Here is a 15,082-nt window from a genome sequence, read left to right as displayed (position 1 = left end):
CTCCGGGCGCTTCCCTTCGGTCTTGCGTTTCCGACTCTATCAGATCTTTCCGATCCGATTTCCTCGGGGTTTTCGCTTTCCGGGGGAACGTTTGGTGCGTTTCCCTTTCCGGCGGACCCGACTCTATCAGATCTTTTTCTTCGACCTGACCCCCAGTCAGCGGGGTTTGCCTTTCCGGCCGTTGGGCCGTTCCGACGTCTCAAACCTTAGCGGACTCTCTCGCTGCTTCTCAAACCGGAGCTGTTCGGATCCGAATCGAGTCGCAGAGCCCTGTGCGAATTGAATTCGGGCACGCCGAAATCGGTCCGCTTGGGAGGTCATGCTGTTGGTGTGAGTGCCGCTGTCACGGCGGAGGTGCTGCCGCAGAACCGTTACGGCCTGATGGCAACTCGAAGAACCCTACGGGTCGAGCAGGGGAGTGTCAAGCGACCCCTGTCAAGATCTTTTCAGTCGGTCAGTCCAGGTCCGTGAGGCGTCCGCCGGCGTCGGGCTGGGCCTCCTCCACCCTGCGCAGGAGGCGGGTGAGCATCTCGCCCAGGGCGGTCCGTTCCTCCGTGGAGAGGTCCTGGAGGAGGTCCCCCTCGAAGACCGTCGACATGCGCATCACCTCCATCCACTTCTCGCGGCCGGCGTCCGTGACCTCGACGATGACCCGCACCCGGTTCGTCTCGTCCCGGTCCCGGCTGACGAGTCCTTCGGCGACCATGCGGTCGATCCGGTGGGTCATGGCGGCCGGCGTCAGGCCCAGCCGCTTGGCGAGGTCGCCGGGTCCCATGCGGTAGGGGGCGCCGGAGAGGACGAGGGCCTTGAGGACCTCCCAGTCGGCGTTGGTGATGCCGAGCTCGGCGGTCTGGCGGCCGAAGGCCACGTTCATACGGCGGTTGAGGCGGGACAGCGCCGAGACGATCTTCTCGACCTGGGGGTCGAGGTCCTGGAACTCGCGCTGGTACGCGGCGAGCTGCTCTTCGAGTGTCGGCTCTGTCGGCCCCTCGCGGCCGGGAGTGTCGCCCATGGCCGCAGTATGACACGTCACCTTCATCTTGAAGCCCTTCGTGGTGAAGCCATTCACCATGTAGTCTTCACCTTCGAACTTTAGCTTCTAAGTCTTCATGACTAACTTATGAGAGAGGTGAACGTGACCAGGGCGATGGGCGCTGCGATGCGCCGGATCCACGTGGGCAACGCACTCAGTGCGTTCGGGCTCGGTTTCACCGTCCCCTATCTGTACGTCTACGTGGCGCAGGTGCGGGGGCTCGGGCCCATGACGGCGGGGCTGGTGCTCGCCGTCTTCGCCGTGGCCGCACTGATCGTGCTGCCGTTCGCCGGGCGGGCCATCGTCCGGCGGGGCCCGCTGCCGGTGTTGCTCGTCGCCCTGTTCGCGGCTGCCGTCGGCGCGCTGAGCCTGGGTCTGTCGGGCGGCGCGTCGGCCGTGCTGCTGTCGGCGGCGGTGCTCGGGGCCGGGCAGGCCGTGATGCAGCCGGCGCTGGCGACGATGATCGTGGACTGCTCCACCACGGAGACCCGGTCACGGGCGTTCGCCATGCAGTTCTTCCTGCAGAACCTCGGGCTCGGGATCGGCGGTCTCATCGGCGGCTACCTCGTGGACACCACGGAACCCGGCTCCTTCACCCTGCTGTTCTCGATCGAGGCGGCGATGTTCCTGCTGCTGGTCGGGGTGATGGCCACGGTGCGGATGCCGCGCTCGCCGCGGGTCGCGGGCGCTTCGGCGGCATCGGCGAAGGGCGACTGGAAGCAGCTGATGGGCCACCGGGCCATGGTGCAGCTGTGCGTACTGGGCTTTGTGGTGTTCTTCGCCTGCTACGGGCAGTTCGAGTCGGGGCTGAGCGCGTACGGGGTCGAGGCGGCCGGCATCTCGACGTCGACCCTGGGGACGGCGCTGGCGGCGAACACGCTGGCCATCGTGGTCGCGCAGTTCCTGGTGCTGCGGTTCGTGGAGCGCCGCAGGCGCACGCGCGTGATCGCGTCGGTGGGGCTGCTCTGGGCCGTGGCGTGGGCCGTGGCCGGGTACGCGGGCCTCGGCAACGGCAGCCAGGCGATGGCCACCGCCGCCTTCATCTCGACGTACGCGCTGTTCGGGCTGGGGGAGTCGTTGCTGTCGCCGACGCTCGCCCCGCTGGTCGCGGATCTCGCGCCGACCGGTCTCGCGGGACAGTACAACGCGGCTTTCGCCCTGGTGAAGCAGCTCGCGCTGGCCATCGGTCCGGCTGTGGGCGGGCCGATGGGCGCCGCGTTGCACGCGCCGTACATCGTGGTCTTCGTGCTGGTCTCGCTGGGGATCACCGTGCTCGCGCTGCGGCTGGGCCGACAGCTCACGGAGGCGCAGAACCAGCCGTCGGTGGCGCGGAGCCTGGTGGTGACGCAGGGCGGCGGCGCCGCGGCGGAGCCGGCTCCGGCGACCGCCTGACGTACCCGGCTCGTCCGGGCCGGCCGTTCTACGGAGCCGTCGGCTTCGGCAGGGCGAACTCGCACCAGACGGCCTTGCCGCCGCCCGGGGTGCGCCGGCTTCCCCAGTTGGAGGCGATCGTCGCGACGATGGCGATGCCCCGACCGGACTCGTCGGCGGGTTCCGCGCGGCGGCGTCGCGGGAGGTGGTCGTCGCCGTCGGTGACCTCGACGATCAGCCGGCGGTCGGTGCGGCGCAGGCGCAGCCGCATGGGCGGTGTGCCGTGCTGGAGGGAGTTGGCGACGAGTTCGCTGGCGGCCAGGACGCCCAGGTCGTGCAGGTCGGCGGGGAACCGCCAGCTGGTCAGCACGCCGGAGGCGAAGGCACGCGCGCGGGGGGCCGCTTCGACGCCGCCCAGCAGCTCCAGGGCCGCGTTGCGGAAGAGTTCGCTCTCCGGGCCCCTGCGGACGGGGTGCTGAAGTACCAGCACGGCGACGTCGTCGTCGTGCTCCGGGGTCACCCCCGCCGAGCGGACCAGGCGGTCGCAGATCACCTGGGGGGTGCCGGTCGCACCGGCCAGGGCGCGCTCCAGGGCCGCGATGCCCTCGTCGAGGTCCTCGTCGCGGCGCTCGACCAGACCGTCCGTGTAGAGGACGGCGGTGGAGCCGGGGCCCAGCGGGATCGAGCCGGAGGAGTGCATCCAGCCGCCGGTGCCGAGCGGGGGCCCGGTCGGCACGTCGGCGCGCCGGACGGTGCCCTGCTCGTCGCGGACCAGGATGGGCAGGTGGCCGGCGGAGGCGTGGACGAGGGTGCCCTCGTTGGGGTCGTGGATGGCGTACACGCACGTGGCGATCTGGTTGGCGTCGATCTCCATGGCGAGGCCGTCGAGCAGTTGGAGGACCTCGTGCGGGGGGAGGTCGAGGCGGGCGTAGGCGCGCACCGCCGTGCGGAGCTGGCCCATGACGGCCGCGGCGCGGACGCCCCGGCCCATGACGTCGCCGATGACCAGGGCGGTGCGCCCGCCGCCGAGGGTGATCACGTCGTACCAGTCGCCGCCGACCGCGGCCTCGGTGCCGCCGGGGTGGTAGGTGGCGGCGACCCGCAGGTCGTCGGGCTCCTCGAGTTCCTGCGGGAGGAGGGAGCGCTGGAGGGTGACGGCGGTCTCGCGCTGGCGGCGTTCGCTCGCGCGCAGCCGTTCGGCGGCCTCGGCGTGGTCGGTGACGTCGGTGGCGAAGACCAGCACACCGCGCCCGCGGCCGCCGCGTCCGCGGCCGCCGTCCTCGGTCCCGTCGGCGTGGCCGTCGGCGTGGCCGTCGGTGACCGGGGTGCAGGTGAAAGTGTAGGAGCGGCCGTCGGGGGCCTTGCGGGACTTGACCGTGCGGGGCTTGCCGCTGCGCAGGACCTGGTCGAGGAGGGGCAGCAGGCCGAGTGCGTCGAGCTCCGGGAGCGCTCCTCGTGCGGGGGCGCCGACCGGGCGGGGGCCGAAGGCTGCCGTGTAGGCGTCGTTGAGGTAGGCGATGCGGTGGTCGGGGCCGTGCACCAGGGCGACGAGGGAGGGAACGTGGTCGAGGACCTCGCGCACCCTGAGGTCGTCGACGGCGGGCACGGACGGTGGCCGGTCGGCGGGCTGTCCGGCGCGGGCGGCGGGCACGGAGCCCTCCCCCCGCCGGTCCGGGGGGACCGTGTGCGCGCCGCGCGCTGCGGCGCGGCGCTGCGTTCCGGGGAGCCGGGCGCTCCAGCGCGTGAAGTTCACGAATCCTTGCCTCGTTCGGTTGTCGGCGGCCGGGATCCGGGACCGGTCGGGGCCCCGGGGCCGCACCGGGGACGGGCGGCCGCCCTCGGTGGTGGACCAGTCTGGCAGGCTGCCGACCGGACCGACATCCGTCAGACGTCGGGCCGGTCGGTGGAGTTCCTGGGTCCGGTCAGGAAGACCCCTTCGGGTTGTGCGGGGGGTTCTGAGAAGGCTTTCCACCGGCCGCCAGTTCGAACTCGGCCCGCGGGTGTTCGAGTGAACCCAGGGAGACGATCTCCCGTTTGAAGAGCCCGGCGAGGGTCCATTCGGCGGCCACGCGCGCCTTGCGGTTGAAGGTGGGCACGCGGCTCAGGTGATAGGTGCGGTGCATGAACCAGGCGGGGTAGCCCTTGAGTTTGCGCCCGTAGACCTGGGCGACGCCCTTGTGCAGTCCCAGGGAGGCGACCGATCCGGTGTAGGAGTGGGCGTATTTCTCCAGGGGTTCGCCGCGCAGGGAGTGCGCGACGTTGTCGGCGAGGAGCTTGGCCTGGCGGAGCGCGTGCTGCGCGTTGGGGGCGCACTCCCGGCCGGGCTCCTTCGAGGTGACGTCGGGGACGGCGGCGGCGTCGCCCGCGGCCCATGCGTGCGCGGTGCCCTCCACGGCGAGTTCGGCGGTGCACTTGAGCCGTCCGCGCTCGTCGCGTGCCAGGTCGGTGGCGGCGAGGACGGGATGCGGTTTGACCCCGGCGGTCCACACGACGGTGCGGGTGGGGAAGCGGGCGCCGTCGCTGAGCACGGCGACCCGGTTGGTACAGGACTCGAGGCGGGTCTCGAGCCGTACGTCGATGTTGCGGCGGCGCAGTTCGCTGACCGTGTACCGGCCCATCGCCTCGCCGACCTCGGGCAGGATGCGGTTCGAGGCCTCGACGAGGATCCACTTCATGTCCTCGGGGCGGAGGTTGTGGTAGTACCGCGTGGCGTAGCGGGCCATGTCCTCCAGTTCGCCGAGCGCCTCGACGCCCGCGTAGCCGCCGCCGACGAAGACGAAGGTGAGGGCCGCGTCGCGGACGTCGGGGTCGCGGGTGGAGGAGGCGATGTCCATCTGCTCGAGGACGTGGTTGCGCAGTCCGATGGCCTCCTCGAGGGTCTTGAAGCCGATGGCGTGGTCGGCGAGACCGGGGATCGGCAGGGTGCGCGAGACGGAGCCGGGCGCGAGGACGACTTCGTCGTACGCCATCGGCCGGCCGCCGCCGTCGCCCTTCTCCTCGTCGGCGAGCGTGACGACGGTGGCGGTGCGGGCGGCGTGGTCGAGGGCGGTGACCTCGCCGATGACGATGTGGCACCGGTCGAGGACACGACGCAGCGGTACGACGACATGCCGAGGCGAAATGGCACCGGCGGCCGCTTCCGGGAGAAAGGGCTGGTACGTCATGTACGGGTCCGGCGTGACCACGGTGATCTCCACGGCGCCCCGGGCGAGTTCCCGTTTCAGCTTCCGCTGCAGGCGCAGGGCCGTGTACATCCCGACGTATCCGCCGCCGACAACGAGAATGCGCGCACGTTCCTTCACCATCCCATGACGCACCCGACGCTCGCGTTTGTCCACAGCCCCGACGAATTGTGTGACCGGAGGCCGTGGACGGGCCGGAGGAGCCGGACGGGTCGGCCGAACGGCGTGTGCGCAGGTCAGCGGTGATTTCCCGGTGTCGTCCCGGGGGCGCATTCGGGATCAATGCGCCCCGTACTCCGATCGGGGGGCGCTCCGTGCGGAACCTGCCCCTTCTGAATTGACCCTCACTCAACTATGTTCGTACGTCGACGGGGTGTAGGGGGATGCGCTCTTCGGGTCCGCGACGAGCGGAGCCGGCCACCGGGCATGTTCCTCGAACCCCAGCCATCTATGGCGGGGAGTCTCCGGGGGGAGACGTCATCATTACCGGGGGAACGCGTATGCATGTTCAGGATTCTCATTGGTCTTCCGCGTCCGCTGTCGTGCCCGGCGCCGCGCCGGGCGCGCCGTCGGGCCGCGGACGCGCGGGCGGGTCACGCACGGCACCGCTGCGGGTGGACGCCCAGCGCAATCTGGAGCACGTGCTGCGGGCGGCCCGCGAGGTCTTCGGCGAACTGGGCTACGGCGCACCGATGGAGGACGTGGCACGCCGGGCCCGGGTCGGTGTGGGCACGGTGTACCGGCGCTTCCCGAGCAAGGACGTCCTGGTGCGGCGGATAGCCGAGGAGGAGATCTCCCGGCTGACCGACCAGGCGCGTGCGGCGCTCGGTCAGGAGGACGGGCCGTGGTCGGCGCTCTCCCGCTTCCTGCGCACATCGGTCGACTCGGGCGCCGGGCGGCTGCTGCCGCCGCAGGTGCTGCGGGTGGGCGTGGTGGACGAGCACGGCGTGGCGGACCACGCGCGGGTGCCGCAGCAGCGGGCGCAGCAGGCGGCGGGTGAGCTGCGGCTGGTGTCCGGGGAAGCGTCGTCCGGCGGCGCGGAGGACGACGCCGGCGCGGCACAGCTCCTCGATGTCGTCGGCCTGCTGGTGGAGCGGGCCCGCGAGGCGGGCGCGCTGCGGCCGGACGTGTCGGTGTCGGACGTGCTCCTGGTGATCGCCACGGCCGCGCCCTCACTGCCGGACGCGGGGCAGCAGGCGGCTGCCTCGGCGCGTCTGCTGGACATCCTGCTGGAGGGCCTGCGCTCACGCCCGGCGTGAGACGCACAGGGCCCTCTGCCCGGGCGGGGGTGAGGTCACTCTCTGCTCGCGGCACCCGGTTTGTGGGGCCCCACTCATGGGGCCCCACTCATGGGATCTCTCATGTGAGGAACCGCGTGTGAGGCCCCGCTCATAGAGCCCGCCCGAGAGGGCCCCGCATGTGTGAGCCCATTCATAAGGACCTGCTCATGGGCCCCACTCATGGGGTCCTGCTCATGGGGGGGGCCGCTCATGGGGCCCCCTCAAACCCCGCGGGCGAGGGCTCCTCGTTGGGGTGCGATGCCCTCGGGGACCGCGCGCTGTCGGCCGGGGGTGCCCGTCCAGCAGGTTCCCCGCCGGGCCAGCAGCCGCCGCAGCCACAGTTCCAGGGAGACCAGGTCCGCCAGCCCGTCCAGTGGCAGCGGCTCTCCCTCCGCCGCCGCCCGCAGCGCCTTGCGCACCACCCGGGCCTCCACCAGTCCCGCCTCCGCCAGCAGCGGTGTGTCGAACAGCGCCATCAGCGTGTCCGCGGCCACCCGCAGCCCGGTCCGCGCCGCGGCCGCCGTGGTCGCCTGGGTCGGCGCACCCCACCCAGGGGGCAACTCCCGTACACCCGCGCCTTCCAGCACGGTCCGCAGGATCGCGGCGCGCGCCCCCGGCCGCACCCGCAGCGCCTCGGGCAGCGCCCGGCACGCGCGGACGACCTGGTTGTCGAGGAACGGCGTGTGCAGCCGCTGGAAGCGGATCTCGGCGGCCTGCTCCAGCACCCGCAGGTCCGCCGCGTGCCGGGCCAGTGCCGCACGCGCGCGGAAGTCACCGGGCCGCTGCCCCGGCCCCACCTCGGACCGGCTCGTCGAGGCCTGGAGGCGAACCGATACTTCAGCGAGCGCCTCACCGGTCAGCCAGCGCGCCGCCGGCCCGGGTCTCCCCCAGGTGAGCGCGGCCAGCGAGGCGTCCGCCGCGCCTCCGGGGGCCTCGTCGTCCATGTGGTGGCGCAGCAGCCGCTCCGCGAGGTTCTCCAGCCCCGTGCGGTAGGGCGTACGGGCGAGGCGCCGGGCCGCGGCGTACACCCGGGCGGGCACCATCACGGACCCGTCCGCCTTCGCCAGCGCGGCGACGGGCCGTACGAGGTGGCGGCGCTTGCGGTCCATCAGCAGGTCGGCGAGCCGGGCGGGGTGCGCGTCGAGCACCTGCCGGGCCCCGTACCCGGTGAAGTGGTCCGCGCTGCCCGCCGCCAGCCGTGCCCGGTGCCGGGCCGCGATCACCAGGGAGGGTCCCGGCTCGTCCGTCAGCGGCCCGTCCAGATCCGCGTACGGCAGGGTGTCCTCGCCGCCCGCGACCACCACGTGGTGCAGCCGGGGGTTGGCGGCCAGCGCCCCGGCCCGCGCCAGTTCGTCCTCCCGCCCGCCGAGCGGACCACCGGCCGGACCGCTCGCGGAGCCTCCCACGAGATCGTTGAAGGTGACGGCGAGCAGTCGTTCGCCCGCGCCCGTGCCGTGCCCCAGCACGGTCCCCGGCATGCCCGGCAGCCCGGCGGCGAGCAGCGCCAGCGTCCCGGACGCGGGTCCGCCCGACAGGTCGGCCCCGATCCCGGGCACCGGCATCCCGCGCGCCGCGCGGCGTTCGGCGGGCCCCATGCCCGGGACCGGGCCGGGGTCGATGTCGGCGCCGGGCACGTGGCGGGGCGCGGCGAGCCGGGTGCGTACCGCCTCGACCAGCGCGTCCCGGACGGCGTCCACCGCGCTGTCGGGGTCGGCGGGCGGCGCGGCGACGGCGAGCGAGGCGACGGGTTCGTACCCGGCGATCTCCCGCGCCCCGGCGCGCAGGATCAGCGCGTGCCCCGGCGGAACGCGTTTCACGCCGTCGTACGGGGTGGAGTCGTACAGCGCGGCCGGTACGTCGGGGGCGGCGAGGAGCGCGGCGAGGTGGCCGAAGTCGAGGTTGGCCTCGACGAGGTCGGCGAGCGGGAGCGCGGCGGTCGCGAACGCCGTGCCGCCCTCCCAGGGGGTGTGGAACACCGGCCGGGCGCCCGCGAGGTCGCCGCAGACGGTGATCCGGCGGCCCACCCGCACGACGGCGGTGTAGCTGCCCGGCCAGGCGGTCAGATGGCGGAGCGCGCCGCCGCGCGCGGCGAACAGGGCGACGCGCAGCTGCTCGTCGGTGGCGCCGCAGGTGCCGAGGACGGCGATCCGGGTCTCGGCGTCGGCGGACACCACCCGCACCTCGTCGGGGCGCCAGTCACCGACCGCCCACAGCGGATCGGGGTCGCCCCACAGCGGTTGCGAACCCACCGGCTGCACGGTCCCGCCGTCGGACCCGGTGGCGCCGGCGGAGCCGAACGCCGGGGCACCCGCGGCGGTGCTGCTCCATCCCACCAACCACCGCATCGACGCCTCCACAGGCTGTGGACAACCGGTGCGCCGTGCGCACCGGTTGTCCATGCTGCCATGAAGGAGACCCTCGAGAGGGATGCCGGTGCCGCATGTGCTCCCTCGAATGCGCCCCGGCGGATACACCCACCCCGCTCCGAACGTCCGCCCGACGCAAGGAGATCGTCCGACTGCGGCCGCGCGACCACCCCGTCGGCGCGACGCGAATGCGCCCCCCAACGCGCCCCAAAAACCTCCAACGCGCCCTCAACTGCCAGGATAGAGACGGTGAAAGCCCTCGAACGAGGGGGTCGATTTTCAGCCAATTCGGAGATGCGGGGGCAACCTCGAACACGCTCCGTACAGGCTCTGCGCACCGCCGGGCGGTCGCACGGTCCGGGAGGCGGAGTGCGCCTCCCGGACCGTCTCCGCCGCCCGCGGGGATGAAGGCGGCGGTGTCCCCCAGCCCGCTGGATCCAGTACAGCGGGCCGACCCACGCTCCACCATGGAACCGTTCCCGCCATGGCCGGAGGAGAGCGCACACACGGGCGCACGGCCACACGCCGGGAGCATGCCGCAACCGCGCGTATCGGACCCGCACTTCAGTACGGACCACAATCCCGCCATCCGGAAGAATGCCCCTTAACGCTTGGGATGCGGCGAACTACGCTGGGTTTACGAATGCCGCCGGGTTATGCCAGAGCGGCAGCCGTCTGTGTCGAGGGGTGGCGCATGTCCAGGGAGCAACGCGGGCCGAACGAAAAACTCGGCACCGTTCTCGCCCTCGCGGGAATCTCCAACGCGGGCCTCGCGCGGCGCGTCAACGACCTTGGCGCCCAACGCGGATTGACCTTGCGCTACGACAAGACGTCGGTGGCGCGCTGGGTGTCGAAGGGGATGGTGCCACAGGGCACGGCGCCGCACCTGATCGCCGCCGCCATCGGCCAGAAACTCGGCCGCCCGGTGCCGCTCCACGAGATCGGCCTGGCGGACGCGGATCCCGCGCCCGAAGTGGGGCTCGCCTTCCCCCGGGACGTCGGACAGGCGGTGAAGTCCGCCACCGAGCTGTACCGGCTGGACCTGGCCGGCCGCAGAGCGGGGTCCGGCGGCATCTGGCAGTCGCTCGCCGGATCGTTCGCGGTGAGCGCGTACGCCACGCCCGCCTCGCGCTGGCTGATAACCCCGGCCGACAGTTCGGTCGCGCGCGAGGTGAGCCCTGCGGAGGGCTCGGCCGCGCCGGCCAAGGTCGGCCACAGCGATGTGCGCAAACTGCGCGAGGCCGCCGAGGACGCGCGGCGCTGGGACTCCAAGTACGGCGGCGGCGACTGGCGTTCCTCGATGGTCCCCGAGTGCCTGCGGGTGGAGGCGGCGCCGCTGCTGCTGGGCTCCTACGCCGACGACGTCGGCCGCGCCCTGTTCGGCGCGTCCGCCGAACTCACCCGGCTCGCCGGCTGGATGGCCTTCGACACCGGCCAGCAGGAGGCCGCCCAGCGCTACTACATCCAGGCCCTGCGGCTGGCCCGGGCGGCGGCCGACGTCCCCCTGGGGGGATACGTCCTGGCCTCCATGTCCCTCCAGGCCACCTACCGCGGCTTCGGCGACGAGGGCGTCGATCTCGCCCAGGCCGCGCTGGAGCGCAACCGCGGCCTGGCCACGGCCCGCACCATGAGCTTCTTTCGGCTCGTGGAGGCGCGCGCGCACGCACGCGCGGGTGACGCCCCGGCGGCCGGCGCGGCCCTGAAGTCGGCCGAGGGCTGGCTGGAACGTTCCCGCCCCGGCGACAGCGACCCGGGCTGGCTCGGCTTCTACTCCTACGACCGGTTCGCGGCCGACGCCGCGGAGTGCTACCGCGATCTGAAGGCGCCCCGCCAGGTCCGCCGTTTCACCGAGCAGGCGCTGTCGCGTCCGACGGAGGAGTTCGTGCGCTCGCACGGCCTGCGGCTCGTCGTCTCGGCCGTCGCCGAACTGGAGTCGGGCAACCTGGACGCCGCCTGCGAGCAGGGGGTGCGCGCGGTGGAGGTGGCCGGCCGCATCTCGTCCGCCCGCACCACCGAGTACGTCAAGGACCTCCTGCACCGCCTGGAGCCCTACGGCGACGAACCCCGCGTGGTCGAGCTGCGCGAGCGGGCCCGGCCGCTGCTGATGACACCCGCCTGAGCACCCCGCCCGCCCGGGCCGCCGGACCCGCCTCGACGGGGCCCGAGGCCCCGGCGGCCCCGTCGCTTCCGGGTGCACGGGCGTTGTCAGTGGCGTGGTGCACTATCGGGAGCGGGAGGTGGTGCGAGTGGTCCGCGCGGTGCGGCCGTCGTACGACTGCGACGTGCTGGTGATCGGCGGCGGCGTCGTCGGCCTGTCGACGGCGTACGCGATCACCCGTGCGGCGCCGGGCACGCGGGTCACGGTGCTGGAGAAGGAGCCCGGCCCCGCCCGGCACCAGACGGGCCGCAACAGCGGCGTCATCCACAGCGGCATCTATTACCGCCCCGGCTCCCTCAAGGCGCGGTACGCGGTGCGGGGGGCGGCGGAGATGGTCAAGTTCTGCGCGGAGTACGGCGTCCCGCACGCCGTGACGGGCAAGCTGATCGTCGCCACCGACCGGAACGAACTGCCCCGTCTGCACGCCCTGGCCCAGCGCGGCCGGGAGAACGGGCTGACGGTCCGCGAACTGGGCGCGACGCAGATCGCCGAGTACGAGCCGGAGGTCGAGGGCCTGGCCGCCCTCCACGTCGGCGCCACCGGTGTCTGCGACTTCGCGGCGGTGGCCCACCGCCTGGCGGAGGCGTCCGGCGCGGAGATCCGCTACGGCGCGCGGGTGGTCCGCGTCGACCGCCGCCCGGAGCGGGGCGTCGCGGTCCTGACCGCCGCCGGGGACGTCGTGCGCGGCCGGGTCCTGGTGAACTGCGCCGGGCTGTACTGCGACGAGATCGCCCGCCTCACCGGTGACGATCCCGGCATGCGCATCGTGCCGTTCCGCGGCGAGTACTACGAGCTGACCCGGCCGGAGCTGGTCCGCGGCCTGGTCTACCCGGTGCCCGACCCGGCCTTCCCGTTCCTCGGCGTCCACCTCACGCGCGGCGTCCACGGCGGCGTCCACGTCGGCCCCAACGCCGTACCGGCACCGGCCCGCGAGGGCTACGACCGGCGCACGGTCCGCCCGCGCGAGCTGGCCGCCACCCTGGCCTGGCCGGGCTCCCGGCGCCTGGCCCGCCGCCACTGGCGGCACGGCGCGGGCGAGCTGCACCGCTCCCTGTCCCGGCGGGCCTTCACCGAGGCGGTCCGCCGGCTCCTGCCCGCGGTCCGGGAGGCCGACCTGGTCCCCGCCCCGGCCGGCGTGCGGGCGCAGGCCGTCCTGCGGGACGGCACCCTGGCCGACGACTTCCTGATCCGGGAGGCCCCCCGCGCGGTCCACGTGCTCAACGCCCCCTCCCCCGCCGCGACGGCGTCCCTGCCCATCGGCCGGGAGATCGCCCGCCGAGCGCTGGCCGCCCTGGCCGGCCCGGGGCGGCAGGGCCCCGGCGCGGCCGCGGAGTCGCCCTGAGGGCCGCCGTGCGGACCGCCGTAAAATCGAGAGCACTGTGTCTGACTCCTTGAACACCCCCGCAGCCCCGCACACCGAGCACGCGCCCGGTGTGTCGATCCGCCGTACCCGGGAGAAGGGGGAGCCCCGCTTCCCCGACGGGCCGAAGGCCGATCCCGCCGGATCGCACTTCGAGCGGCGGATCCGGAGTTTCCAGCCGCGCCGGAGCCGGGTCACCGCCGGGCAGGCGGACGCGCTGCAGCGGCTGTGGCACCGGTGGGGCTTCGACGTCGACGGGCGCCGGCTCGACCTCGCCGACTTCTTCGGCAACGACCGCCCCGTCGTCCTCGAGATCGGCTTCGGCATGGGTGAGGCCACCGTGCGGATGGCCGCCGCCGACCCCGGCACCAACATCCTCGCCGTGGACGTCCACACACCCGGTCAGGGGCACCTGCTCAACCTCGCCGAGCAGCACGGTCTGGACAACGTGCGGGTCGGCAACGGCGACGCGATCATCCTGCTCCGCGAGATGCTCACCCCCGACTCCCTGAGCGGGCTGCGCGTCTTCTTCCCCGACCCCTGGCCCAAGAAGCGGCACCACAAGCGCCGGCTGATCCAGCCCGACTTCCTCACCCTCGCCGCGACCCGGCTGGCACCGGGCGCGGTCGTGCACTGCGCCACCGACTGGGAGCCGTACGCCCGGCAGATGCTCGAGGTGCTGACCGCGCATCCCGCCTTCGAGAACACCGTGGCCGACGGCGGTTTCGCGCCGCGTCCGGAGTTCCGCCCGCTGACCCGTTTCGAGGGACAGGGGCTGGAGAAGGGCCATGTGGTGAACGACCTGCTCTTCCGCCGCGTACCGCACGACGACCGGCCCGGTGACCGACCCACCGGGCAACCCCCCACCGGCCCCTGAGCCCATCCGGCGTACCTGCGGGCAGCGCCCTTCCCTCGTTAGGGTCAATGCCGTGGACACCAGCCGTCCGTACCCGACGCGGCCCGACGCGGTGGCACCCCCCGCCGGGCCGCCCGGACGAGCCCCGAAGCACGTGCACTGGTGGCAGCGGCCCTGGGTGCGCCACGGGGCGCTGATCGCCCTCCTCTCGCTCTCCGGCCTGGTCATCCTGGCTCTGGTCCGCGAGCAGACCGGCACGGAGGGCTTCCTGGTCGGTCTCGGCCTCGCCGTCCTCCCGGTGCCGCTGCTCATCGCCGCCTTCCGCTGGCTGGACCGGGTCGCGCCGGGCCCCTGGCGCAACCTCGTCTTCTCCTTCGCGTGGGGCGCCTGCGCCGCCGCGCTGATGGCGATCGTCGCCAACAGCTTCGCCACCCAGTGGATAGCGACGGAGACGGCGGACCCGTCCCGCGCCGACACCCTCGGCGCGACCGTCATAGCCCCCGTCGTGGAGGAGTCGGCGAAGGCCGCCGCCGTCCTGCTGGTCTTCCTCTTCCGCAGACGCGACTTCACCGGGATCCTCGACGGCGTGGTGACGGCCGGGGTCGCCGCCACCGGCTTCGCCTTCACCGAGAACATCCTCTACCTGGGCAACGCCTTCGGCACCGACCAGCTCACCGGCGGCAGCGGTGTCTCCTCCGTCACCGCGGCGACCTTCTTCGTCCGCGTCGTCATGTCGCCGTTCGCGCACCCGCTCTTCACCGTGCTCACCGGCATCGGCTTCGGCATCGCCGCGCTCGCCGTCGAACGTCGGCGCCGGTGGCGCGTCCTGCCGCCGCTGGGCGGTCTGCTGCTCGCGATGGGCATGCACGCGCTGTGGAACGGCTCCTCGGTCCTCGGCGAGTACGGCTTCTTCGCCGTGTACGGGGCGTTCATGGTGCCGTCGTTCGGCCTGCTGACCTGGCTGGTGGTGTGGACGCGGCAACGCGAGCTGCGGACCGTGCGCACGGAACTGCCCGTGTACGTCGCCGCCGGCTGGCTGAGCCCGGCCCAGCCGTTCGCCCTCGGCTCGATGCGGGCCCGGCGCCTCGCCCGGCGGTACGCGCGCCGGCACGGGGGCCGGGAGGCGGCCCGGACGGTGGTGCGGTACGAGGCGTACGCGACGTCCCTGGCGTTCCTGCGGCACCGGGCGCGCCGCGGCCGCGTGGGCACGGACTTCGCCGCGCGGGAGGGGGAGCTGCTGCGGGAGCTGTGGCGCCGCCGCGACGCGGCCCGCCCGGCCCTGGAGCACGCGGCCCGCGCCACCGCGCCGCCCGTGCCGCTCTGGCCGGTGCACGGCGCGTACGGCGTGTACGGCGTGCACGGCGCGACGGCCCTCTCGTATGCCCCGTACCCCGCGCGTCCCGCCCACCTCGGGCATTCCGCGTACCGGCCGAACCCGTACGCGTACCCGTACCGCCCCTGAGACGTACCGCCCCT

Annotated in this window: 10 protein-coding genes; 6 read left to right on the top strand and 4 right to left on the bottom strand. The window is 73.4% G+C overall.

The features are described from left to right. Nucleotides 1–454: 454 nt before the first annotated feature. A complete protein-coding gene (locus ACWEQO_RS25745; RefSeq protein WP_361462778.1) occupies nucleotides 455–1,012 on the bottom strand; it encodes a MarR family winged helix-turn-helix transcriptional regulator in 558 nt (185 codons plus the stop codon). A 135-nt stretch (nucleotides 1,013–1,147) separates the two neighbouring features. Here ACWEQO_RS25745 and ACWEQO_RS25740 point away from each other — a divergent pair, with 135 nt between their 5' ends. Beyond that, nucleotides 1,148–2,425, top strand: a complete 1,278-nt coding sequence (locus tag ACWEQO_RS25740; protein WP_361462775.1) for an MFS transporter — start codon at nucleotides 1,148–1,150, stop codon at nucleotides 2,423–2,425. Nucleotides 2,426–2,453: 28 nt separating this feature from the next. On the opposite strand, the gene ACWEQO_RS25735 is transcribed toward ACWEQO_RS25740, so the two are convergent. Further along, a complete protein-coding gene (locus ACWEQO_RS25735; RefSeq protein ID WP_452985389.1) occupies nucleotides 2,454–4,157 on the bottom strand; it encodes an ATP-binding SpoIIE family protein phosphatase in 1,704 nt (567 codons plus the stop codon). A gap of 169 nt (nucleotides 4,158–4,326) precedes the next feature. Further along, nucleotides 4,327–5,709, bottom strand: coding sequence for an NAD(P)/FAD-dependent oxidoreductase (locus ACWEQO_RS25730; protein WP_452985388.1), 1,383 nt, complete (start codon nucleotides 5,707–5,709; stop codon nucleotides 4,327–4,329). Nucleotides 5,710–6,086: 377 nt separating this feature from the next. On the opposite strand from ACWEQO_RS25730, the gene ACWEQO_RS25725 reads away from it, so the two are divergent. Then, nucleotides 6,087–6,845 (top strand): TetR/AcrR family transcriptional regulator, encoded by a 759-nt coding sequence (locus ACWEQO_RS25725; RefSeq protein WP_361462759.1) that lies wholly within the window; start codon nucleotides 6,087–6,089, stop codon nucleotides 6,843–6,845. 242 nt (nucleotides 6,846–7,087) lie between these two features. Here the strand turns inward: ACWEQO_RS25725 and ACWEQO_RS25720 are convergent, their stop codons facing one another. Further along, nucleotides 7,088–9,211, bottom strand: a complete 2,124-nt coding sequence (locus ACWEQO_RS25720) for an asparagine synthase-related protein (protein ID WP_361462757.1) — start codon at nucleotides 9,209–9,211, stop codon at nucleotides 7,088–7,090. A gap of 715 nt (nucleotides 9,212–9,926) precedes the next feature. On the opposite strand from ACWEQO_RS25720, the gene ACWEQO_RS25715 reads away from it, so the two are divergent. From ACWEQO_RS25715 to ACWEQO_RS25700, 4 genes are all read left to right on the top strand, one after another. Continuing rightward, nucleotides 9,927–11,351, top strand: a complete 1,425-nt coding sequence (locus ACWEQO_RS25715) for an MFS transporter (protein WP_109382637.1) — start codon at nucleotides 9,927–9,929, stop codon at nucleotides 11,349–11,351. Between the two features lie 97 nt (nucleotides 11,352–11,448). Next, the gene (gene lhgO / locus ACWEQO_RS25710; RefSeq protein ID WP_452985392.1) at nucleotides 11,449–12,732 is read left to right on the top strand and encodes an L-2-hydroxyglutarate oxidase; all 1,284 of its coding nucleotides are present in this window, start codon (nucleotides 11,449–11,451) and stop codon (nucleotides 12,730–12,732) included. 37 nt (nucleotides 12,733–12,769) lie between these two features. Beyond that, nucleotides 12,770–13,627, top strand: coding sequence for a tRNA (guanosine(46)-N7)-methyltransferase TrmB (gene trmB / locus ACWEQO_RS25705; RefSeq protein ID WP_452985387.1), 858 nt, complete (start codon nucleotides 12,770–12,772; stop codon nucleotides 13,625–13,627). 52 nt (nucleotides 13,628–13,679) lie between these two features. After that, nucleotides 13,680–15,068, top strand: coding sequence for a PrsW family intramembrane metalloprotease (locus ACWEQO_RS25700; protein ID WP_452985386.1), 1,389 nt, complete (start codon nucleotides 13,680–13,682; stop codon nucleotides 15,066–15,068). The last annotated feature ends 14 nt before the right edge of the window (nucleotides 15,069–15,082 follow it).

This window comes from Streptomyces sp. NPDC004051 (assembly GCF_053604275.1).
Note: the sequence above shows the minus strand (reverse complement) of the source record. Positions and strands in the feature narration are given on the sequence as shown.

What these genes read in the sequence shown, in the direction of transcription:
- ACWEQO_RS25745 (WP_361462778.1), bottom strand. Translation starts at nt 1,012, where the DNA reads ATGGGCGACACTCCCGGCCGCGAGGGGCCGACAGAGCCGACACTCGAA.
- ACWEQO_RS25740 (WP_361462775.1), top strand. Translation starts at nt 1,148, where the DNA reads ATGGGCGCTGCGATGCGCCGGATCCACGTGGGCAACGCACTCAGTGCG.
- ACWEQO_RS25730 (WP_452985388.1), bottom strand. Translation starts at nt 5,709, where the DNA reads ATGGTGAAGGAACGTGCGCGCATTCTCGTTGTCGGCGGCGGATACGTC.
- ACWEQO_RS25725 (WP_361462759.1), top strand. Translation starts at nt 6,087, where the DNA reads ATGCATGTTCAGGATTCTCATTGGTCTTCCGCGTCCGCTGTCGTGCCC.
- ACWEQO_RS25720 (WP_361462757.1), bottom strand. Translation starts at nt 9,211, where the DNA reads ATGCGGTGGTTGGTGGGATGGAGCAGCACCGCCGCGGGTGCCCCGGCG.
- ACWEQO_RS25715 (WP_109382637.1), top strand. Translation starts at nt 9,927, where the DNA reads ATGTCCAGGGAGCAACGCGGGCCGAACGAAAAACTCGGCACCGTTCTC.